The sequence below is a fragment of the Saxibacter everestensis genome, assembly GCF_025787225.1.
Lineage (GTDB): Bacteria > Actinomycetota > Actinomycetes > Actinomycetales > Brevibacteriaceae > Saxibacter > Saxibacter everestensis.
In genome coordinates this window covers 2831067-2853260 of the sequence record NZ_CP090958.1, presented here as the reverse complement: position 1 = coordinate 2853260, position 22194 = coordinate 2831067, and the positions used below count along the sequence as shown (strand labels likewise).

Sequence of the window (22194 nt, the reverse complement as noted above, 5' to 3'; positions counted from 1 at the left end):
AGGCTGCCTGCGGCCGCGCCTTATGCCGGTCGCGTTGTCGGTGGTCTGTGCCAGCATGGAGTGGTGAGCAGAACCGAGGACGTGTTGCGGCGGTTTTCGCCGGCCACCAGGGAGTGGTTCAGCCGCGCGTTTGCCGCGCCGACCAGCGCCCAGGCCGGCGCGTGGGATGCCGTGTCATCGGGCGCCAATGCGCTTGTCGTCGCACCCACCGGTTCGGGCAAGACGCTCGCGGCCTTCCTCTGGGCGCTTGACCGGCTCGCTGCCGGAGAAACCGATGCCGACGCCGAGTCCGCCGACGCTGGCCGACCGAGCGCCGGAGCCGCGGCCGGCCGGCAGGACAAGGCCGCGACCAGGGTGCTTTATATCTCGCCCTTGAAGGCCCTCGCCGTTGACGTGGAACGTAATCTGCGCGCGCCCCTGGTCGGGATCTCCCAGACAGCACGCGGCATGGGGCTGCCCGCGCCGCACGTCCGGGTCGGCGTGCGATCCGGTGACACCAGTCCGGCCGAGCGGCGTTCGCTCGTCAGCAGACCGCCCGACATCCTGATCACCACGCCGGAATCGCTGTTCCTGATGCTCACCTCCGCGGCACGGGAATCCCTCGCCTCCGTCGATACGGTCATCGTCGATGAGGTGCACGCCGTCGCAGGCACCAAGCGCGGGGCTCATCTGGCCCTGTCCCTGGAGCGACTCGACGCGATCCTGGAGAGTCCGGCGCAGCGGATCGGGCTATCCGCAACGGTACGACCACAAGAGGAGATTGCCCGGTTCCTTGGTGGCAAACACCCGGTGCGGGTTGTCGCGCCGGAGGCTAGTAAGACCTTCGACCTGCGCGTCGTCGTGCCGGTTGAGGACATGACCGAGCTGGGCGCATCGCCGCCGGTAGCCGGAACCGACAAGGCCGACAACTCAGACAACTCCGACAATTCGATCTGGCCGCACGTCGAAGAAAGCATTGTCAAACGGGTCCTGGAGCACAAGTCATCGATTGTGTTCGCCAACTCGCGCCGGCTGGCCGAGCGGTTGACCTCGAGGTTCAATGAGATCTACTCCGCGCAGCTTGCCGGACGAACGTCCCTGAACGACCGGAAGCCGGCCGTGCCGCCTCCGGCCCAGATGATGGCGCAAAGCGAGACGTCCTACGGCGCAGAACCGCTGCTGGCCAGGGCGCACCACGGTTCGGTCAGCAAGGAACAGCGGGCTTTGATCGAGGATGACCTGAAGTCGGGACGGCTTCGCTGTGTGGTCGCGACCAGCAGCCTCGAACTCGGTATCGACATGGGCGCCGTCGATCTGGTCGTCCAGGTGGAATCGCCGCCGTCGGTGGCAAGCGGCCTGCAGCGGATCGGCCGTGCCGGCCATCAGGTCGGCGAGATATCCCGCGGGGTGATCTACCCGAAACAGCGCACCGATCTCGTGCATGCAGCGGTTACGGCTGAGCGGATGGTCGCCCGGGCGATCGAGTCGATGAGTGTTCCACGGAATCCTCTCGATGTGCTTGCCCAGCAAACCGTCGCCGCGGCGGCAATGGACACGCTCGACGTCGATGACTGGTTCACCACGGTGCGGATGGCGGCGCCCTTCGCCACGCTGCCGAGGTCTGTTTTCGATGCGACTCTCGATCTGCTTGCCGGTCGATATCCCTCGGACGAGTTTGCCGAGCTGCGCCCGCGGGTGGTGTGGGACCGCGAGGCCGGAACTGTGACCGGCCGTCCCGGCGCCCAGCGACTTGCAGTAACCTCCGGTGGCACGATCCCCGATCGGGGCATGTTCGGCGTATTCATGGTGGGGGAGAAGGCCTCGCGCGTCGGGGAGCTCGATGAGGAGATGGTGTACGAATCGCGGGTCGGCGATGTATTCGCCCTCGGCGCCACCAGCTGGAAGATTCAAGACATCACCCACGACCGGGTATTGGTGAGCCCGGCATTCGGACAACCGGGTCGGCTGCCGTTCTGGCTCGGCGACAACCTTGGCCGGCCGTTCGAACTGGGCGAGGCGCTGGGCGTCTTCACTCGGGAGGTCGCCGGCGCCGATAAAACGACGGCCTTGCGTCGCGCCGAGGCGGCAGGCCTGGACGAATGGGCGGCAAATAACCTGGTCACATTCCTCCGGGCACAGCAGGACGCCACCCGGCACGTTCCCAGCGATCGGATGCTCGTGGTTGAGCGCTTCCGGGACGAACTGGGCGACTGGCGCGTCGTGCTGCACTCACCCTTCGGCACTCCGGTACATGCTCCGTGGGCGCTCGCGATCGGCGCGCGTCTGCAGGAGCGTTACGGGATCGACGGCGCCGTCGCCGCCAGCGACGACGGCATCGTGCTCCGGGTGCCGGACATGGGCGAGGAGCCTCCTGGCGCCGAGCTGTTCGTCTTCGAGCCGGAAGAGCTCGAAGCACTTGTCACCGAGCAGGTCGGCGGCTCGGCGCTGTTCGCGTCGCGCTTCCGGGAATGCGCGGCCCGCGCGTTGCTGTTGCCGCGGCGGAATCCTGGCAGGCGCTCGCCGCTATGGCAGCAGCGTCAGCGATCCGCGCAACTACTGGATGTGGCCCGGAAGTATCCGAGCTTTCCGATCATCCTGGAAACGGTGCGGGAATGCCTGCAGGACGTTTACGATGTGCCGTCGCTGCTCGGCCTGGCGCGCCGGATCAGTGCCCGCGACATCTCGCTGGCGGAAGTGACGACTGAAACAGCCTCTCCGTTCGCACAGGCCCTGCTGTTTGGCTACGTCGCATCGTTCATGTACGACTCGGACTCGCCGCTGGCGGAACGTCGCGCCGCCGCGTTGTCCCTGGACACCACGCTGCTGTCGGAACTGCTTGGCCGGGCTGACCTGCGTGAGCTGCTCGACGAGCAGGTAATCGGGCAGACCGAGCGCGAATTGCAGCACCTCGCGCCGGACCGCAGGGCGCGAACGGCAGAGGAACTCGCCGACCTGCTGAGGCTCCTCGGACCGCTGACCATCGAGGAAGTGGCGGCGCGGTGCGATTCGGATCTGAATCCGCGGCAATGGCTGGACGAGCTGAGGTCGGCGAAACGAATCCTTGAAGTTCCGTTTGCCGGGGGGCTCTGGTGGGTTCCGATTGAGGATGCCGCCCGGTTGCGCGATGGCCTCGGCGTGCCGCCTCCCGCCGGCATCCCGGCTGCATTCCTCCAGCCAGTCGGAGATCCACTAGGCGATGTGATTGGCCGCTATGCCCGAACACACGGGCCGTTCACCGCCGACGATGTTGCCGTCCGGTTCGGAATCGGCGTGGCGGTGGCACTCGAAACGCTGCGTCGGCTGGCTGCCGATCGTCGCGTGGTCGAAGGGGAGTTCCGGCCGGGACACCAGGGCAGCGAGTGGTGCGACACCGCTGTGCTGTCGCAGCTGAGGCGTCGCTCGCTCGCGGCCCTGCGCAATGAGGTCGAGCCCGTCCCACAGGCCGCACTGGGCCGGTTCCTGCCTGCCTGGCAGCATGTTGGCAGCGAGCTGACCGGGGCCGATGGCGTGCTGACTGTGCTCGACCAGCTGGCAGGCGTGCCAGCTCCGGCATCGGCCTGGGAGTCCCTGATCCTTGCCAGCCGTGTTGCCGATTACAGTCCAGCCATGCTGGATGAGCTCACCGCAAATGGCGAGGTCGTCTGGTCAGGAGCCGGCAGCCTGCCCGGCCGCGACGGCTGGATCAGCCTCCATCCCGCAGAGACATTGCCGCTCAGCGTGCAGCGGGACGCGGAATTCGAGCCGAATGAGCGCCAGCGCAACATTCTCGACACCCTTGGCGGTGGTGGCGCATTCTTCTTCCGTCAGCTGTCTGACGCGATCGGCAGTCTCGATGACGAGTCATTGCACAGCGACCTGTGGGACCTGGTCTGGGCCGGATACCTCAGCAATGACACATTCGCGCCGCTGCGCTCATTGATTGGAGGCGGAAAGCCTGCACACTCGGTTCGACGCCGAACGCCGCGGGCCCGCTCGTACCGCTCCGGCCTCGGACGCGCTGCGGTACCAAGTCGGACCGGGCCGCCCTCGGCGGCAGGGCGCTGGTCCCTGCTGCCTGAGCCTGAGCCGGACCCAACCCTGCGCGCGCATGCGATGGCCGAACAACTTCTGGACCGGCACGGAATTGTGTTGCGCGGCTCGGTGACCAGCGAGGGGATCACCGGAGGTTTCGCGCTTGCCTACAAGGTGCTCAGTGGCTTCGAGGATTCCGGCCGCTGCCGTCGCGGGTACTTTGTCGAAGGTCTTGGCGCAGCCCAGTTCGCCGCGGCGTCGACCATCGACCGGCTCCGTCGCTACCAGTCGCGCGATAGCAGAGCCGTCGCTGCGCTGGAGACGGTCACGCTTGCAGCGACCGACCCGGCCAATCCATACGGTGCCGCCCTGCCCTGGCCGGTCCGTGAAGCCGCGGAATCCCAGCACCGGCCCGGACGTAAGGCGGGGGCACTCGTGGTGCTGTGCGACGGAGAACTGACTCTTTATGTCGAGCGGGGCGGCAGGACAGTGCTCACCTTCACTGAGGATGAGGACTCGCTGAAATCCGCCATCGAATCGCTGGCCGGCACAGTGAAGGCCGGCGGGGTCGAGAAACTCGTGGTGGAGAAGGCCGATGGCGAGTACATCGGCGGAACCCGGTTGGCGGTGATGATGGAGGCTGCCGGCTTCTATCCGAGTCCCAAAGGCCTGCGGATCCGTGCCTGAAGGAGATACCGTCTGGCTGACCGCGCGCAGGCTCGACCAAGCGCTTGCCGGAAGAACACTGCTGGCGAGTGATTTCCGAGTGCCGCGATACGCAACCGTCGATCTCAGCGGACGAGTCGTCGAGGGAGTGCTGAGCCGCGGAAAACACCTGCTGCTCAGGGCCGGTGACCTGACGGTTCACTCGCACCTGAAGATGGAGGGCTCGTGGCAGGTGTATGCCCCTGGCGAGCGGTGGCGGCGCCCCGCCTTCCAGGCCCGAGCGATACTCACAACCGAGGACAAGGTTGCCGTCGGCTTTTCGCTGGGGACACTCCAGGTCTTGCCGCGGCGGGAAGAGAGTGATCTGCTGGCCTACCTCGGCCCGGACCTGCTCGGCCCGGACTGGGACGCGGGGCAGGCCCTGACCCGATTCCTGGCCGAGCCGGACCGGGATGTCGGGGCCGTCCTGTTGGACCAGCGGGTGATGGCGGGTGTCGGCAACGTCTACCGGAACGAACTCTGCTTCCTGCGTGGGCTGCATCCGCAGATTCTGGTCCGGCAGATCGCCGACCCGGCGAAACTTATCGATACCGCGTTCCGGATGCTGCAATTCAACAAGAACAGATCGATCAGGTGCACAACCGGAGACGAGCGACGGGGCAAATCTCTATGGGTCTACCGCCGGGAGGGACAGCCGTGCCGACGATGTGGCAGCATCATCCGCACATCATCGGTCGCCGAAGCCGCCGAAGCCGCCGAAGCCGCCGACGAGGACCGGCGCCGAGCAATCTACTGGTGCCCACGCTGCCAGCCGGAACGCGCAAACTGAACGCGTAACCTGAATCTGGATGTCCCGGAAACGAGAAATTTAAGGCACGTCGGAACTAGGGTGACTGAGCCAGGTGCCCCAGCCGGGGCCTAAGCGAGGAAGCCTCGAAGCAGCAGCGCCGTACCGTCGACGTGGCGTCTGCTGATTTCCATGGCTTGCGCCGGGTCACCGACCAGTATCGCCCGGACGATCTCTTCATGCTGTTCCTGGGAGTTGCCGAGGTTGGCACCGATCAGCGGGATCCGATCAAGATAATCGTTGATTCTGCTGCGGACGTCCGCAACCGCGGCTACCAGGCTAGGAACGCCGGTTACTTCCGCTATAGCCAAGTGCAGGCGAGAATCCAGTTGCCGGTACTGGTGCTCGCCGGAGGACCCCACTTCAATAAGGCATGTTTGCAGGTGCCGCCTCGACGAGGCGCTCAGCTCCATGCTCGCCGCGAGTTCGGCTGCGGCAGGTTCGATAATGCCGCGGAAGGCCAGCGCATCCTCGAGTTCGGACGGCTCGACCGGACGGGGTTCCTGAGCGGACGCTTTCGGAAGAGGCGCAACATATGCACCGCCGTAGCGTCCCCTGCGTACCTCAAGGTATTCGGCCTTCTGCAATTCGGACAATGCCTCACGCAATGTGGCTCGGGAAACCCGCAGCCGATCGGCAAGTTCCCGTTCCGGTGGCAGCTTGTCGCCAACCCGAAAAGTGCCGAGTTTGATCGACTGCAGGAGCCGCTCGATGGTTTCCTCGAAGGCGTTGCCCTGTCGTACCGGTCGTAGGGTTGCCAACTCGGCGCGTGCGGCTGAATACGCCGTTGCTCGTCCTGCAAGCTCTGCCATATGGCTCCTTTATGGACCAATCACTTGTCCCAGACTCTACCCTCGGTTCGCTGACGGGGAACCTTGCTCCGGCCGTTCCGCGAGAAGTATTGCAAATATGCTTGACCATCAAATGTTCACGCGAGCACACTGGAACGAATCCTATGGACTGAAACCAAACCATTGAGTTCCTCTGCAAAGGCGGGTTCGGCGTGGCGAAACAACGGGTGGACTACAGGTCGGTCGACGACCAGTACATGAAAGATCGTCAGCTGAAACGTGGTGCCGCAGGCTGGATACTGCTAGCAGGACTCGGCATCGCCTACGTGATTTCCGGCGACTTCTCCGGATGGAACCTCGGCCTGGCGGTGGGTGGCTGGGGTGGCCTGCTGATCGCCTTCCTGCTGATGGGCCTGATGTACACCTGCATGGTGTTCGGGCTGGCGGAACTGTCTTCAACCCTGCCGACGGCCGGCGCCGGCTACGGCTTCGCCCGCAGAGCACTCGGCCCCCTGGGCGGCTTCGCCACTGGGATGGCAATTCTGATCGAGTACGCCGTTGCGCCCGCCGCCATTGCCACTTTTATCGGCGGCTACGTTCAGGCACTGGGGCTTTTCGGCGGCATCCAGCCGTGGGTCATCTACCTGGTGTGTTACGTCATCTTCATAGGCATCCACATCTGGGGTGTTGGCGAGGCGCTGCGGGTCATGTTCGTGATCACCGCTATCGCAGTCGTTGCCCTCGCCGCGTTCGTCTTCGGCATGATCGCCAAGTTCGACCCGGCGAAACTTTTTGATATCGAACCGACCGCGGCCGCCGGAGCCAGTCAGTTCCTGCCGTTCGGATTTTCCGGAGTGGTTGCGGCGCTGGTGTTCGGCATCTGGTTCTTCCTCGCCGTGGAAGGTGTTCCGCTGGCCGCTGAGGAGTCGGCGAATCCCAAAAAGGACATGCCGCGCGGCATCATCGTCGCCATGATCACTCTGCTGGTCTTCGGTGCGCTGATGCTGCTGCTGGTGCCAGGGACCGCGGGCGCGGAAGCTATGAGTGAGTCTGACAACCCACTGCCGGAAGCGATCCGGATAGCCTACGGTGGCAACACCTGGCTCGCCAGTTTCGTCAATTACGCGGGCCTGGCCGGGCTGGTTGCCAGCTTCTTCTCGATCATCTTCGCGTATTCCCGCCAGCTGTTCGCGCTCTCCCGATCGGGTTACCTGCCACGGTGGCTTTCGCTAACGTCCAGGCGTCGCACACCCTATCTGGCGCTTATCGTTCCGGGAACCATCGGTTTCATCCTGGCTGCGACGACGCAGAACGGCGGACTGCTGATCAACATTGCGGTATTCGGCGCAACCGTGTCATACGTTCTGCTGAACCTCTCGCATATCGTGCTCCGTAAGCGGGAACCCAACCTGCCGCGCGGCTATCGGACGCCGGGCGGCACGGTCACAACGTCGATCGCGCTGGTGCTCGCGGCGGTCGCCGTCGTCGCCACCTTCTTCGTCGACGTTCTCGCCGCCTCGATCACCGCGGGAATCTTCGTTCTGGCACTCGGCTACTTCTGGTTCTACAGCCGACACAGGCTCGTGGCCACCGCGCCTGAAGAGGAGTTCGCCCAGATCCAGCAGGCTGAGGCGGAACTGAAATGAAACCTCGATACGACTGTATTTACGCAACCACCAGATCGGAGATTTGCTCATGACGGTAGAACGGAAAGGCATGATCACGCCGGAGAAGCTGAAGGGCCTCGTCGAATCCGGCGAGATCGACACCGTCGTCGTCGCGATAACCGACGTGCAGGGCCGGTTGCAGGGCAAGCGCTGCGGCGCCAGGTTTTTCATCGAAGAAGTAATGCACCACGGCGCAGAAGGCTGCAATTACCTGCTGGCAGTCGATGTGGACATGAATACAGTCGATGGTTACGCCATGTCATCCTGGGCAAACGGTTATGGCGATCTAGTGATGAAGCCCGACCTTGGAACCCTGCGCCTGCTTCCGTGGCAGCCCGGCTCAGCGCTTGTGATTTGCGACGTGGAGTGGCCCGATGGCACTGACGTGGTCGCCTCGCCACGACAGATCCTCAAAGCCCAGCTGGCCCGGCTGCTGGAACGTGGCCTTGCCGCACACGCCGGCACCGAGCTGGAGTTCATCGTCTTCGACACTCCCTACGAGGAAGCATGGAAATCCGGGTATCGCGGTCTGAATCCGGCCAACCAGTACAACGTCGATTACTCGCTGCTGGGCACCGCCAGGGTAGAGCCACTGCTCCGCGACATCCGCAACTTCATGGAGGGAGCCGGGCTATACGTCGAGGCCGCGAAGGGAGAGTGCAACCTCGGACAGCACGAAATCACGTTCCGGTATGAGGAAGCGTTGGCATCCTGCGACAATCACAGCATCTACAAGGCTGGCGCGAAGGAAATCGCCGCGCAGCACGGCAAGAGCCTGACCTTTATGGCGAAGTACAACGAGCGTGAGGGCAACTCCTGCCATATCCATCTCAGTCTGCGCAGCGTCGATGACGAGACAGTGCTGGCCGGTGACGGCGAGCACGGCTTCTCCGAGATGATGGAGAGCTTCATAGCGGGCCAGCTGGCCTGCCTGAAGGAATTCGGTTACTTCTTCGCCCCCAATATCAATTCGTATAAGCGCTTCGTGGAAGGCAGCTTCGCGCCGACCGCGGTCGCCTGGGGCATCGACAATAGAAGCTGCGCGATCCGCGTTGTCGGGCACGGCCCGTCGCTGCGAATCGAATGCCGGATCGGCGGCGGAGACCTCAACCCATACCTGGCGGTGTCCGCCTTGATAGCCGCCGGTCTGCACGGCATCGACAACAGGCTTCCGTTGGAGGGGATAACCGAGGGCAATGCCTATATCGGCGATGCCGAGCGGCTGCCGACCTCACTGCGCGACGCGGCTGATCTGCTGGAGAAGAGCGAGCTTGCGCGCGAGGCATTCGGCAGTGACGTGGTGGATCACTATGTGAACGCGGCCCGGGTTGAACTCGCCGCTTTTGCCTCCGCTATCACCGACTGGGAGCGCGTGCGTGGTTTTGAACGGCTCTAATCTGATGACTGTGGAGACGACACCCAATACAGAGTCCGGCAAGCGACGTCGGCCGCGAATCGGACTGACAACGTACTTGCAGCAGGCCCGGTGGGGCGTGTGGGATGACGACGCCGTCGTGCTGCCCGCCACGTATGTCCGTGGAGTAGCGGCGGCTGGTGGCGTGCCGATTCTCTTACCGCCGGTGGGCACGGATACTAGCGTCCTCGATGTGCTCGACGGCCTGATCATAGTGGGCGGCGTCGATGTCGATCCCGCCAACTACGGCGAGGAACCGCATCCGACATCGTACTTCCAGCCGTTTCGGGACGACCATGACATCGCGCTGACCGTATCGGCGCTGAACCGGCGGCTGCCACTTTTCGCCATCTGCCGTGGCGCGCAGGTTCTCAATGTTGCGCTCGGCGGGACACTTATCCAGCATCTGCCGGATGTCGCTCCCGAGGCCAGCAACTACCAACCAGCGCTCGGCCAGTTCGGCGAGGTGGAGATTTTCGCCGAACCGCATTCGATCGCCGGCGATCTGTTGGGGGAGTCGGCTACAGCGCCGTGCTACCACCATCAGGCGATCGATCGGCTGGCCGACGGCCTGCGGGTTACGGCGTCGGCGGACAACGGAATCATCGAGGCGGTCGAGACCATCGGGGCAGGCTGGGTTCTGGGAGTGCAGTGGCATCCGGAGCAGAACCCGCAGGACGACAGGCTATTCAGGGGCTTCATTGCCGCGGTACAGGAACAGATGGAGAAAGCGGAGGTGTCGAAACCATGACGACCTACGACGTGATCAACCCGGCCACGGAAGAAGTTGCCCGCTCGGTCGAGCTCAGCTCGCTGGAGGCCACCGACCGGGCGGTCGCGGCTGCGGCGGACGCATACGAATCCTGGCGCGAGGTTGCGCCGGCCGATCGGGCACTGCTGCTCCGCCGGTTTGCCGCGGCCGTCGACGCAGACATCGAGAATCTGGCGCAACTCGAGGTGGTCAACGCGGGCCACACCATTGGCAATGCACGCTGGGAGGCGGCCAACGTCCGGGACGTGCTCACCTACTATTCGGCCGCGCCGGAGCGGCTCTTCGGCAAGCAGATCCCGGTGGCCGGCGGAATCAATGTCACCTTTCAGGAGCCCTTGGGCGTCGTCGGAGTTATCGTGCCCTGGAACTTTCCGATGCCGATTGCCGGCTGGGGATTTGCACCTGCGCTGGCCGCGGGAAACACGGTCGTGCTTAAGCCCGCGGAATTGACCCCGCTCACCGCTATCCGGCTCGGGGAACTGGCCCGTGAGGCCGGGCTTCCGGATGGCGTCTTCACGGTCCTGCCAGGAAAGGGATCGGTCGTCGGCGAACGCTTCGTCACCCACCCGGCTGTACGAAAGGTGGTTTTCACGGGGTCGACGGCGGTTGGCAAACGGATCATGGCCGGCTGTGCCGATCAGGTGAAACGGGTAACGCTGGAGCTCGGCGGCAAGAACTCAAATATTGTTTTCGCGGACGCCGACCTGGAGGCCGCCGCATTAGCGGCTCCGGGCGGAGTCTTCGACAACTCGGGCCAGGACTGTTGTTCGCGCTCCCGGCTTTTGGTCGAGGCCAGCGCCTATGACGAGTTCATGGCTCACTTCGAGCAAGCCGTGACAGATTTTCGGGTTGGGGACCCTTCCAGCCCGGCTACCGAGATGGGTCCGCTGATCTCAGCCGCGCATCGCGGCTCGGTCGCCGGCTATGTCGATGGTGCGAACGTCGCCTTCCGCGGGACCGCGCCGGAAGGCCCCGGATTCTGGTACGCACCGACGGTGCTCACGCCCACTTCCACCTCCAGCCGCGACTTCGCCGAAGAGATCTTTGGCCCCGTTGTCTCGGTTGTGCCGTTCAAGGACGAGGCCGAGGCGATCGCCATCGCGAACGACACGAACTACGGGCTGTCCGGATCGATTTGGACCGAGAACCTCGGCCGGGCGCTGCGGGTATCCCGTGCCGTCGAGGCTGGGAACCTCTCGGTGAACTCGCATTCCTCGGTGCGTTACTCGACCCCGTTCGGAGGCTTCAAGCAGTCCGGTCTCGGCCGTGAACTCGGACCGGACGCGCTGGCCGCATTCACCGAAACAAAGAACGTTTTCATCTCGACATCGGCAGCGACTGCCGGGTAACCCCGGACTCAACATCAAGGAGCAACGTTGACTGAAATTATCTCCAACCGGCTGTCCGGCCGGGTCGCCGTGATCACCGGCGGTGCCAGCGGCATCGGCTTGGCCACCGCCCGTCGCTTCGCGGCAGAAGGCGCGCGTGTCGTCATCGCGGACATCGACCCGACATCCGGCCAGGAAGCCGCGGCAGAAGTCGGCGGCATGTTCGTCAAGGTCGACGTGACGAACGAGGACGACGTGAAGAACATGTACGCCACTGCGAAGGAAACGTACGGGAGTGTCGACATCGCGTTCAATAACGCGGGAATTTCACCCCCGGATGACGCATCGATCCTGGACACCGGGATCGATGCCTGGCGCCGAGTGCAGGAGGTCAACCTGACCTCGATCTACTACTGCTGCAAACATGCGATCCCGTACATGCAGGAACGGGGCAAGGGATCGATTATCAACACGGCGTCGTTCGTAGCCGTAATGGGCGCCGCCACCTCACAGATCTCCTACAGCGCCTCCAAAGGCGGCGTGCTGGCGATGAGTCGCGAGCTCGGCGTTGAGTTCGCCCGGCAGGGGATCCGGATCAATGCACTTTGTCCTGGCCCCGTCAACACCCCGCTGCTCAAGGAACTGTTCGCCAAAGACCCTGAGCAGGCTCAGCGCCGGCTGGTCCACGTGCCGCTCGGACGATTTGCCGAGCCGGAGGAACTTGCCGCATCCGTCGCCTTCCTGGCCAGCGACGATGCCTCGTTCATCACCGCGTCGACGTTCCTGGTGGATGGCGGAATCTCCGGCGCGTATGTCACACCAATGTAGCCGCGGCGGCTGTGCTGGCACGGGCAATCGGTAGCGGGGTCGCCGCCGCGCAGGAAGATTCACAATAAGGCCCGCCGTTAGAGTGATGGCATGGACACCACGATCACCCAGGTGGGCGGCCGATTCACCGTCCGGCCGGAGCACATTGATCCGCTGACACCAACCGGAGACCCCTTGGGCTGGGGTGTCGTCGCCACCGGGAACATCGCGCGGACAGTTTCGAAGGACCTGGCGCTGCTTCCCGATGCGCGGCTTGTCGGCGTCAGCTCCCGAAGCCAGCAACGAGCCGACGCGTTCGCCAGCGAGTTCGGGTTCGACCGCGGCTATCACGGCCACCAGGCGTTGCTGGCCGACCCCGAGATTCAGGTGGTCTACATCGCGGCGCCGCACGGTCAGCATTTCGAAATTGCCAAGGCGGCTCTGGCCGCGGGCAAGCATGTGCTCTGCGAGAAGGCAATCACCATAGATTCCGCCGAACTGGATCAGCTGGTCGACCTGGCCGAGAAGAGCAGGCGCTTCCTGATGGAGGCGCTGTGGTCGCGTTTCGTCCCGGGAATGCAGAGGGCGCTGCAGATCGTCCACTCCGGCGAGCTCGGCGACCCACGCTGGATCAGTGCAAACCTTGGCTTCGCCGCCCGGGAGGACCGGGAAGGCGACTCGCGGCTGTGGGATCCTGCACAGGGCGGTGGAGCTTTGCTTGACCTTGGCATCTACACCGCAATGTGGCCGGTCAGCATCTTCGGCGCACCCGACTCGGTTCATGCCGTGGGGCAATTGACCAGGCGAGATGTTGACACCCAGACCTCGATGACCTTCAGTTACCCGCAGGGATACGCCCAACTGAGCTGCTCCTTCGCCGCGAACGGGCCGGGCAGCGTCACGATCGGCTGCGATCGCGGGTTCCTTCAGGTGCCCGAACGGCAGAACTGCCCCCGTGAATTGCACATCACCGATCAAGATCGAAATACCCGGATCGAAAGGTTCGAGCCGGTCGGCGTGGGCTACGTCTATGAGCTTCGCGAAGTGACCGACTGTGTTCGGGCCGGAAAAACCCAGAGCGATCTGATGCCGCTGGCCGAGTCCCAGCTATACGCCCGGATATTCGACGATGTCCGGAAACAGGTCGGGATCAAGTACCCGCCGGTCGAGGCTCGGTGAGAGCGTAAGTGGCCCGCGCCGCGGGCCGCCTCATTCAGCTGAGCAGCACAACGGCCAGAGCCGCTTCGTTCGGCACCGTCACATTGATATCGGTGAGGTCCTCGAAGCGCCGCAGCCTGTTCAGCACCGTGTTGCGGTGACAGTACGAAGCCTGGGCGGTTTCGGCGATGTTCCCGAATCTCAGATAGGCACGCACTGTTTCGATCAGCCTTTCCCGCTCGTCTCCGGTACAGGTATCAAGGCCGCCCAGGATGAGCGAGCTGAGGTTTCCGACATCGTCCAGTCGCCGCTTCGCGACGCGCTGCCACAGAGATCGCAACTGCCGCGGCCCGCGGTCCTCCGGCGTCAACAGCGGCAGCAGTTCGGCGGCCTGCTCGGCGGCAGCGGGAACCGCCGCCAGTCCCCGAACGACGGGGATGTCGGCACATGCCACCTGCGCCAGCCCCGGGATCCGCTCATCGAGAGTCCCAAACCGGTCCTGATTGGAACGTCCCGGGCCGCCGGGACGGTTGGTCACCGGCCAGAACGCCACGGTGCACACGCCCTGTTCGTGGACGTAGCAGGACTGACCACGCTCCGCCGCCAGATGCGCGGCGTGACGCAGTGACGTCGCAGCAGGGCCGGAGGCCGCACACACTCGGAAATCGCTAAAGCTGTCGACCTTGAGTGACAAGGCGATCTGCCGAAGCTGTTCCGGCAGCCGGCCCTGGCTGCCGAAGAGCAGAGCGACGTAGCGCTCCTGCTGGCTTCGCTCTTCCTGGGCCATGATGGCGCGTTCCGTGAGGTAGCTGTGCTGCACCTGCCGGGCGTATTCGTCGACAACCTGCCAGACCCGCTCGACGTGCACCGACAGCACGGGCATGTCATCAGTTGTCGCTCTGCGCAGCAGGGATGCCCAAATGATCTTGAAGTCCAGACGGACTGCCGCCACCAGGTTCTCCGCCGGTACCCCCTGGCGCGCCCGGCGACGCCCGAGCTGGGTCGGCAGCACGCCGAAATCCGGCACCTCATCGTCGCTCAGCAGCGCGGCCAGCAGCAGCTGGAACGAGTGGACGCCGCTCTCGGTGATGTCTTCGGGAGTGACCAGACCGGAGGTGTAGGGGCTGTTGTCGGCAAGGGATTCCAGGAACGTGTCCAGCAATCTGCCGATGTCGCCTTGCAGGTCCTGAACCAGTTCCCGCCAGCGGTCAAGCGTCTGTAGTTTGAGCTGCGGCAGGTCCTGCATGATGCCCCCACTCGTTATGAACCGGACTGGCGATCCGCTCCGACGCCCTCCGAAGCGGAAAGACCGACCAGGTTGTGCAGATGCACAACAAAGCCGACAATATCCGTTCGTATTTGCCATCGTACTGCGCGCCACGCACTGGTTGTATGGGGTGCGACACACTAATCGCGCCAGCCCTAAATCGGAGACCACATTGTCTGAAACAGTCAGCGAGGCGAAAGTCGCCCTGCACGTCGACCCGGCCACCGCCAAAAAGGTGGCCATCGCCGCGCTCGTCGGTACGGCGCTGGAATGGTATGACTTCTTCCTGTTCACCACGGCCGCCGCGCTGGTGTTCAACGTCCAGTACTTCGTCTCCGGTGATCCGCTGGTTGCGACAATGCAGTCATTCGGAACTCTCGCCGTTGGCTTCGTCGCACGTCCGATCGGCGGACTGATTTTCGGCCATATGGGCGACCGAATCGGCCGGAAGCGCACCCTGATGATCACTATCGTCGGGATCGGTATCGTCACCGGGCTGATCGGGCTGTTGCCCAACTACTTCAGCATCGGTCTCGCCGCGCCGATCATGCTGATCCTGTTGCGTGTCCTGCAGGGCCTTGCCGTCGGCGGCGAGTGGAGCGGCGCGGTCACGATCGCTGTCGAGCACGCGCCGATCGAGCAGCGCGCCCGGTTCGCTGCGATGCCGCAGATCGGTTCTCCGATCGGGACCCTGCTGTCCTCAGGAGGCTTCTTCCTGGTCGCGCTGTTCTTCTCGCAGGAAACATTCGACTCCTGGGGCTGGCGGATCCCGTTCCTGCTGGCGATCCCGCTGCTGCTGATCTCCATCCTGATCCGGCGCTCGCTGACCGAGTCGCCGATCTTCAACGAAATCCTCGAAGCGGGTGAGTCCGAAAGTGCGCCGATCAAGCAGGTGCTGAAGACTTCGCCGCTGCAGATCCTGGTCGGCCTGAGTGCGGCGCTGCTCGGCGTCGGCGGCTTCTACCTGGTCACCACCTTCATGATCAGCTACGGCACGCAGCAGCTAGGCCTGTCCTCACAGCTGATGTTGCTTGGCACGGTGATCGCTGCCGCGATCGAAATCCCGGTGCTGATCCTGGGCGGCCGCCTCGGCGAGCGCTTCGGCGCCAGCAAGGTGGCCATCGTCGGTGGCATCGTGTCGGCCGTTCTGGCGTTCCCGACCTTCATGATGGTTGAATCCAGGAACCCGGTCCTCGTCGTGCTGGCCATGTCGATCGCCGTTGCCGCGCTGTCAATGCCCTATGCCGTCTCGGGCACGATCCTCACCGGGCTGTTCCCGGCCAAGTTGCGCTACTCCGGTGTTGCAATCGCTTCCAACCTGGCCGGAATGATCAGCGGGTTCGTTCCGTTGATCGCCACCGCGCTACTCGCCGCCGCAGGGGAGAAATTCTGGCCCGCAGCGCTTATGCTCGTCGTCATCTCATTGATCACCATGAGTGCCGGCATATTCTCACCACGGCTGAGCATTAACGAGAAGGGACTGAAACATTGAGTGACGGCATCGCCGCTTGCAGCGCGGGACATCTCATCGTCCGACAGCTTGAAGCAGAAGGGGTGCCCAGGGCTTACTGCGTGCCGGGCGAGAGCTACCTCGATGTGCTCGACGGCCTGCACGATTCATCGATCGAAACCGTTGTCTGCCGTCAGGAGGGCGGTGCCGGCTTCATGGCACTGGCCGAGGGCCGCCTTACCGGGCGCGCAGGTGTCGCCATGGTCACCCGCGGGCCGGGAGCGTCGAATGCGTTCATCGCAGTGCACACAGCATGGCAGGACGCCACGCCACTGGTTCTGTTCGTCGGCCTGATCCCTACCGAGGTGCGCGGCCGGGAGGCCTTCCAGGAGTTCGATCTCGCCGGCTGGTTCGGCTCGACCGCGAAGAAGGTGGTCACGCTGGACAACCCGGCATCGGCGGCTCACGTCGTTGCCGACGCCATGCACACCGCTGTATCCGGCCGGCCCGGGCCGGTCATCGTCGGCCTTCCGGAAGAAGTGCTGCTCGAAATGACGGATGGCGCCCCACTGGCGCCTCGGGCCAGGGCACGGCTAGCGCCCGGTGCCGAGGATCTGGCCGCGCTCGACCGGCTGATCGATGCCGCCGAGCGACCGATGCTGGTGGTCGGCGGCGAGGCATGGACCGACGAGGCCTCCGGGTCTGTCGCCGACTGGGCCGAAGCGCGCGGCATCGGCATCGCCGCCGTGTTCCGGGCCTACGACGTGATCGACCATGATTGCCCGAACTATCTGGGTTCGCTCGGCTACGGACGCCGCGATTCGCTTGCCGCGAGCCTCGACGCCGCGGACCTGCAGATATTCCTCGGCTGTGTCCGTTCCGACGTGCCGAGCGACTCCTATCTGCTGGGCATTGACGCGACGACGGCGGTGATCGGACCCGACGGCGACGCGCATGGTCATTTCGGCCGGTGTGATCTGCAGATCGTGAGTTCGGTCGCCGAATTCGGCACAGCCATCAGCACTCGCTCGGCCGAACGCGAGACCCGGGAGCAGCCGGCATGGATCGAGGAGGCACGTGCGCAGCAGCTCGAGTTCTCTACGCCGGACCATGCCGCCGGTGCAGCGGACAGCTATGTCGACCTCGAGGCCGCGATGGCCGTCGTCCGGGAACGGATGCAGCGGGACGCGATCATCACCTACGGCGCCGGAAACCATGCTGTCTGGGCGCAGCGGTTTCTGCCGACTCATGGTTTCCCATCCGCGCTTGGCCCCCGCAACGGAGCGATGGGCTTCGGGGTGCCGGCCGCAATTGCCGCCGGACTTGTGTTCCCGGAACGGCAGGTGCTCTCTGTGGCCGGCGACGGCTGCTTCCTGATGAATGGTCAGGAACTGGCAACCGCGGTCGGCTACGGCGCCAAGATCATCGTGCTGATCGTCGACAACGGGTGTTACGGCACGATCCGGCTGCACCAGGAGCGGGACTACCCTGGGCGGCCGAGCGGCACGTCGCTGACAAACCCCGACTTCGCCGAGCTTGCCAAGTCCTACGGGGCCTTCGGGGCGAGGGTTGAAACCACAGCGCAGTTCGAGGATGCGTTCGTCAAGGCACTCGCGGCCGATGGTCCCGCGGTATTGCACCTACTCACCGACCCGGCCGTCCGCCGTCCATAGTCACCGTTACCCGTTACCCACCGCTTGCCCCGCATACCGGCCATCAAGGATCAATGAACCATGCTGCTCGACCTCATTGTTGACAACGCCCGCATCCACACCATGGACGCGGCGCGACCGCAAGCCAGCAGGCTTGGCGTGCTGGCCGGCCGCGTGGTCGGCCTCGACGACGAGCTGACCGGGCTGAGTGCCAGACAGCGCTTCGATGCCGCCGGGGCCGCCGTGGTTCCCGGCTTCAACGATGTGCATTGCCACACCACTTGGTACGGGCTGACCCTGGCCGAGATCGACCTCGGCGGACTGCGCACCATTCCGGAGGTTTACCAGCGGCTGAGAACCGGGGCGGAGAACCTCGGCTCCGGCGACTGGATCTTCGCGACCGGCTTCAACCATCACGAGTTCGGCGGAAACTATCCGGACATAGCGGTGCTGGACCAGATCGCCGGCGGCCGGCCGCTCTATATCCGGCAGACGTCTGGCCACTCGGCAATCGCCAACACCGAATCACTGCGGCGAGCCGGTGTTTTCGCTCCAGGCTTCACCGATCCGGAGGGCGGGCTGGTACGCCGCGACGAGCAGGGCAACCCGACCGGGCTGCTGGAGGAGACGGCGCAGGCGCTCATCCAGGACCTGGTGCGACCCTACTCACAGGCCGACATCCGGGCCGCGCTTGATCGGGCCACTCGGCATTACGCCGCCGAAGGCATCACCAGCTTCTCGGAAGCAGGCATCGCCGGTGGCTGGATCGGCCACAGTCCGGCCGAGGTTGCTGCGTATCAGGCGGCACGGGAATCCGGTCAGTTGCATGCCCGTGCCCAGCTGATGCCGGCAATGGACGTACTGCACCCGGTTGCGGCGAACGCGGATGACGGCTTCGGCATCGGCCTGGACCTCGGCATGAGGAGTGGCTTCGGCGACGACTATCTGTCGATCGGTCCGGTGAAGATCTTCCTGGATGGTGCGCTCTCCGGCGAGACGGCCGCGCTCACCGAGTGTTACTGCTCGAATCCCGACAAGCGCGGGTATCTGCAGGGGGACGCGGACGAGTTGAAGGGCCGGATTATTGACGCCTACCGGTCGGGCTGGGCGCTCGCGGTGCATGCCATCGGCGACGCCGCCATCGACCTGGCCATCGATGCGATCGGCACGGCGCGGAAACGCTTCGGTCCGCCCGCAGTCCCAAGCCGGATCGAGCACGCCGCAGTGGTCCGACCCGATCAGTTGCCGAAGCTACGGGACGCGGAAATCGCGGTGACGCCGCAGGCGGCGTTCTTCGATGCGATCGGCGACGGCATGATGGCGTCACTCGGTGAGGAGCGCTCGGGCTGGACGTACCGGGCGAAATCGTTCATCGATGGCGGCGTACTGATGCCTGGCAGCTCGGACCGGCCGTGCGCGGACGGGAACGCCCTGCGCGGGATCCAGGCGTTCGTCGACCGCAAGACCAGATCCGGCGCGACTTTCGGAGCCGGATCAGAGAAGCTCAGTGCTTACGAGGCACTGCGCGCGTATACGGCGGTGTCCGGGCAGGCGACCGGTTTCGGCGACCGGAAGGGCACCCTGGTGCCCGGGATGCTTGCCGACTTCACAGTGCTGGAGAACGCTCCAATGGACGTCGCGACCGAAGACATTGCCGGCATCGAGGTGCTTGGCACCGCCGTGGGCGGAGAGTTCACTCACGGCGGCTGAACGTCGCACCAAGGCCAGCGGGAGCGGCGCCGCAGTTCGTCGAACTGTAAGTGCCAAACGCATAACCATGAAATGAGGAACCTTCAGATGACACCGAATCCGGCCGACCAGGCCGTTATCGCGGACTTCCACGCCCTCTCCGGCTTCGGGGAGACCGAGCGCGGCGGCGTGCAGCGCGAAGCCGGGACGGAACCCGATGGCGGTCAGCGCGCCTGGCTTACCCAGTGGCTGAGTTCCCGCGGCTTCACCGTCGAATTCGACCAGATCGGAAACCAGTTCGGCATGCTCGAGCTCGTGCCCGGTGCGCCATACGTCCTCGTCGGCTCGCACCTGGACAGCCAGCCACGCGGCGGTCGTTACGATGGCGCCTACGGTGTGCTCGCCGCCGCCCATGCCGCGAATCGCCTGGCGGGTCTCTGGCGGGATGCCGGCCGAACGCCGCAGTACAACCTTGCGGTGGTCAATTGGTTCAACGAGGAAGGTTCACGCTTTCAGCCCAGCATGATGGGCAGCTCGGTCTATACCGGAAAACTCGACGCAGAGACGGCGCTGGCTACGCGTGACCTGGCCGGGGTCACAGTCCGCGAGGCGCTCGAGGACACCGGCTGCCTCGGCTCCGGACGCGGCCCCGAGGCAGCCTGCTACGCCGAGATCCACATCGAGCAGGGCCGCATCCTGGACGAGGAAGACACCACGATCGGACTCGTCGAATCAACGTGGGCAGCCAACAAGTACCACCTCGTCGTGCACGGTGAGCAGTCACATACCGGATCAACCGTTATGGCCGATCGGCAGGACGCCATGCTTGGCGCAGCGCATCTCGTCGTCGCCGCCCGGGAGATCGCGGATGCATTCACCGAAACGCCGCTGCACACCTCGGTGGGCCAGATGCTGATCCACCCCAACTCGCCCGTCGTGGTGGCCCGGGAGGTCCGGCTGCATCTCGACCTTCGCTCGGCCGATGAGAACGTTCTGGCCGAAGCGGACGCCATGCTGCACGAGCGGTTTCCCGAGATCGAGAAGAAGGCACGGGTACGGATCGAGAAAGCCACGGCGCACAGCTGGGGCGTGCTGTCGTACAACCCGGACGGCGTCAAGCTGGCCCGCTCAGCAGCCGAAGATCTGGGACTGTCGCATCGGCACATGATGACGATCGCCGGGCACGACTCAACCAACATGAAGGACATCGTGCCGACCGTGATGCTGTTCGTGCCAAGCGTCGACGGGATCTCGCACAACGAGAAGGAATTCACCAAGGATGAGGACATCTGCGCGGGCGTGGACCTGCTGACCGAGGTGGTCTCCCGATTGGCGGACGGTGACCTCACCGGCTGAGACTTGTTCAGGGACAAGCCCGTCCGTTGTCTGTGGCTCGTGATCTGAGGGAACATTGTGTCGATGACGACAGCCGGTTCCAGCTTCGCGGAAGGAAATCAGTGATGGCGTATCCCACTGCACCGCGTCCGCGATTCCGCTTGACCCCGATGCGCCCACGCGATCCGAACGAGCCGGGCCGGACCGCTTCGACCCTCGAGCTGTTCTTCGACCTGGTTTTCGTCGTCGCCGTCAGCGCCGCGGCGGTGCAGCTCCACCATGCGCTCACCGAGGACCACGTCGTCGACGGCCTGATCAGCTATGCCATGGTGTTCTTCGGCATCTGGTGGGCCTGGATGAACTTCACCTGGTTCGCCACGTCCTTCTCCACCGACGACTGGCTCTACCGGGTGCTCACCTTCATCCAGATGGGTGGGGTTCTGGTACTGGCTGCCGGTATCGAGCCGGTGTTCGTAGACCGCGACTTCACGGTGCTCATCCTCGCCTACGTCGTGATGCGGGTGGCGATGATCGCCCAGTGGCTGCGGGCCTCGCGCCGCGCCGGCCGGAGCCGCCGTGCCACCCAGAGCTACGCGATCGGCATCGGCATCGTGCAGATCCTCTGGTTGTTTCAGCTCACCCTGTCCGGCCCCCTGGCTATCACGACGCTGATTTTGCTCATTGCCGCCGAACTCGCGGTCCCGATCGTCGCCGAACGCCGGGGATTGACTCCTTGGCACCCGCACCACATCACCGAACGCTATGGTCTGTTCACTCTCATCCTGCTCGGTGAGAGCCTGCTGGCGACGGCCAATGCGATCATCGAGGCGCTCCATGATGACGGTGCCCTCGGCCCGCTCATCTCGATCTCAATCCTCACCCTCGTCGTCACGGCAGCACTATGGTGGATCTACTTCTGGCCGCCGCATCACGAGGCCATAGGTTCGTTCGGCGACTCGCTGCGCTACGGCTATGTGCACTACTTCGTCTTTGCCGCGGCCGGTGCTCTTTCTGCCGGCATCGAGGTCCAGATCGACGTACTCACCGGAGAAAGCAAGCTCAGCGAGGTTGCGGCGTCGTTCACCGTTACCGTCCCGATCGCAATCTTCGTGCTCGGAATCTGGTGGATCGCCCTGCGGGATAACGCGGACCGCATCGTCAACACCGTCGTCCCCCTCGGCGCGGTCCTCGTCCTGTTAGACACATTCTTTCCGACCCCCGTCACGGTCACCGCCCTGATCATGGTCCTCGTCGTTGTCGTCCTGGTGCTTCGAGACCCCACGCCCAGGGCAGGCCGATTAGTTTGAAGCTGCCGAGGTCCGGGTTCCGAAAGGTTCTGATCGCGGATAACTTACGGAACC

Annotated in this window: 15 protein-coding genes; 13 read left to right on the top strand and 2 right to left on the bottom strand. The window is 64.5% G+C overall.

Annotated elements, in window-relative coordinates; all coding sequences use genetic code 11:
• Window positions 1-63 precede the first annotated feature (63 nt).
• Window positions 64-4677: an ATP-dependent helicase gene (locus LWF01_RS13590; protein WP_349637902.1), complete on the top strand. Its 4614-nt coding sequence runs from the start codon at window positions 64-66 to the stop codon at window positions 4675-4677.
• Complete coding sequence (locus LWF01_RS13585; protein ID WP_349637901.1) at window positions 4670-5485, top strand: DNA-formamidopyrimidine glycosylase family protein; 816 nt, start codon at window positions 4670-4672, stop codon at window positions 5483-5485. The genes LWF01_RS13590 and LWF01_RS13585 overlap by 8 nt, the downstream gene beginning before the upstream one ends.
• 89 nt (window positions 5486-5574) lie before the next feature.
• Here LWF01_RS13585 and LWF01_RS13580 read toward each other — a convergent pair whose 3' ends face one another.
• Window positions 5575-6315, bottom strand: coding sequence for a FadR/GntR family transcriptional regulator (locus tag LWF01_RS13580; RefSeq protein ID WP_349637900.1), 741 nt, complete (start codon window positions 6313-6315; stop codon window positions 5575-5577).
• A gap of 236 nt (window positions 6316-6551) precedes the next feature.
• Between LWF01_RS13580 and eat the strand changes: the two genes are divergently transcribed.
• The 6 genes from eat to LWF01_RS13550 all read left to right on the top strand — a co-directional run bounded on the left by eat (window position 6552) and on the right by LWF01_RS13550 (window position 13461).
• A complete protein-coding gene (gene eat, locus LWF01_RS13575) occupies window positions 6552-7940 on the top strand; it encodes an ethanolamine permease (protein ID WP_349640930.1) in 1389 nt (462 codons plus the stop codon).
• A 49-nt stretch (window positions 7941-7989) separates the two neighbouring features.
• Window positions 7990-9357, top strand: coding sequence for a glutamine synthetase family protein (locus LWF01_RS13570; protein ID WP_349637899.1), 1368 nt, complete (start codon window positions 7990-7992; stop codon window positions 9355-9357).
• A 10-nt stretch (window positions 9358-9367) separates the two neighbouring features.
• Entirely contained in the window at window positions 9368-10126 is a 759-nt protein-coding gene (locus LWF01_RS13565; RefSeq protein WP_349637898.1) for a gamma-glutamyl-gamma-aminobutyrate hydrolase family protein, read from the top strand.
• Window positions 10123-11496 (top strand): aldehyde dehydrogenase family protein, encoded by a 1374-nt coding sequence (locus LWF01_RS13560; protein WP_349637897.1) that lies wholly within the window; start codon window positions 10123-10125, stop codon window positions 11494-11496. The genes LWF01_RS13565 and LWF01_RS13560 overlap by 4 nt, the downstream gene beginning before the upstream one ends.
• A gap of 27 nt (window positions 11497-11523) precedes the next feature.
• Complete coding sequence (locus LWF01_RS13555; RefSeq protein WP_349637896.1) at window positions 11524-12303, top strand: 3-oxoacyl-ACP reductase; 780 nt, start codon at window positions 11524-11526, stop codon at window positions 12301-12303.
• Window positions 12304-12393: 90 nt separating this feature from the next.
• Window positions 12394-13461 carry a Gfo/Idh/MocA family protein gene (locus tag LWF01_RS13550; RefSeq protein ID WP_349637895.1) on the top strand — a complete coding sequence of 356 codons (1068 nt, stop codon included), beginning with the start codon at window positions 12394-12396 and terminating at the stop codon, window positions 13459-13461.
• Between the two features lie 34 nt (window positions 13462-13495).
• On the opposite strand, the gene LWF01_RS13545 is transcribed toward LWF01_RS13550, so the two are convergent.
• Window positions 13496-14686: a helix-turn-helix domain-containing protein gene (locus tag LWF01_RS13545; RefSeq protein WP_349637894.1), complete on the bottom strand. Its 1191-nt coding sequence runs from the start codon at window positions 14684-14686 to the stop codon at window positions 13496-13498.
• 193 nt (window positions 14687-14879) lie between these two features.
• Between LWF01_RS13545 and LWF01_RS13540 the strand changes: the two genes are divergently transcribed.
• The 5 genes from LWF01_RS13540 to LWF01_RS13520 all read left to right on the top strand — a co-directional run bounded on the left by LWF01_RS13540 (window position 14880) and on the right by LWF01_RS13520 (window position 22140).
• The gene (locus LWF01_RS13540) at window positions 14880-16199 is read left to right on the top strand and encodes an MFS transporter (RefSeq protein WP_349637893.1); all 1320 of its coding nucleotides are present in this window, start codon (window positions 14880-14882) and stop codon (window positions 16197-16199) included.
• Complete coding sequence (locus LWF01_RS13535; protein ID WP_349637892.1) at window positions 16196-17830, top strand: thiamine pyrophosphate-dependent enzyme; 1635 nt, start codon at window positions 16196-16198, stop codon at window positions 17828-17830. Before LWF01_RS13540 ends, LWF01_RS13535 begins: the two co-directional genes overlap by 4 nt.
• Before the next feature lie 60 nt (window positions 17831-17890).
• Window positions 17891-19519, top strand: a complete 1629-nt coding sequence (locus LWF01_RS13530) for an amidohydrolase (RefSeq protein ID WP_349637891.1) — start codon at window positions 17891-17893, stop codon at window positions 19517-19519.
• Window positions 19520-19606: 87 nt separating this feature from the next.
• Window positions 19607-20854 carry a M20 family metallo-hydrolase gene (locus LWF01_RS13525; protein WP_349637890.1) on the top strand — a complete coding sequence of 416 codons (1248 nt, stop codon included), beginning with the start codon at window positions 19607-19609 and terminating at the stop codon, window positions 20852-20854.
• Window positions 20855-20958: 104 nt separating this feature from the next.
• Window positions 20959-22140 carry a low temperature requirement protein A gene (locus LWF01_RS13520; protein ID WP_349637889.1) on the top strand — a complete coding sequence of 394 codons (1182 nt, stop codon included), beginning with the start codon at window positions 20959-20961 and terminating at the stop codon, window positions 22138-22140.
• The last annotated feature ends 54 nt before the right edge of the window (window positions 22141-22194 follow it).

Excerpts from the sequence above, each read along its gene's own strand:
- eat (WP_349640930.1), top strand. The coding sequence starts at position 6,552 with ATGAAAGATCGTCAGCTGAAACGTGGTGCCGCAGGCTGGATACTGCTA.
- LWF01_RS13520 (WP_349637889.1), top strand. The coding sequence starts at position 20,959 with ATGGCGTATCCCACTGCACCGCGTCCGCGATTCCGCTTGACCCCGATG.
- LWF01_RS13525 (WP_349637890.1), top strand. The coding sequence starts at position 19,607 with ATGACACCGAATCCGGCCGACCAGGCCGTTATCGCGGACTTCCACGCC.
- LWF01_RS13570 (WP_349637899.1), top strand. The coding sequence starts at position 7,990 with ATGACGGTAGAACGGAAAGGCATGATCACGCCGGAGAAGCTGAAGGGC.
- LWF01_RS13580 (WP_349637900.1), bottom strand. The coding sequence starts at position 6,315 with ATGGCAGAGCTTGCAGGACGAGCAACGGCGTATTCAGCCGCACGCGCC.
- LWF01_RS13530 (WP_349637891.1), top strand. The coding sequence starts at position 17,891 with ATGCTGCTCGACCTCATTGTTGACAACGCCCGCATCCACACCATGGAC.
- LWF01_RS13560 (WP_349637897.1), top strand. The coding sequence starts at position 10,123 with ATGACGACCTACGACGTGATCAACCCGGCCACGGAAGAAGTTGCCCGC.
- LWF01_RS13550 (WP_349637895.1), top strand. The coding sequence starts at position 12,394 with ATGGACACCACGATCACCCAGGTGGGCGGCCGATTCACCGTCCGGCCG.
- LWF01_RS13545 (WP_349637894.1), bottom strand. The coding sequence starts at position 14,686 with ATGCAGGACCTGCCGCAGCTCAAACTACAGACGCTTGACCGCTGGCGG.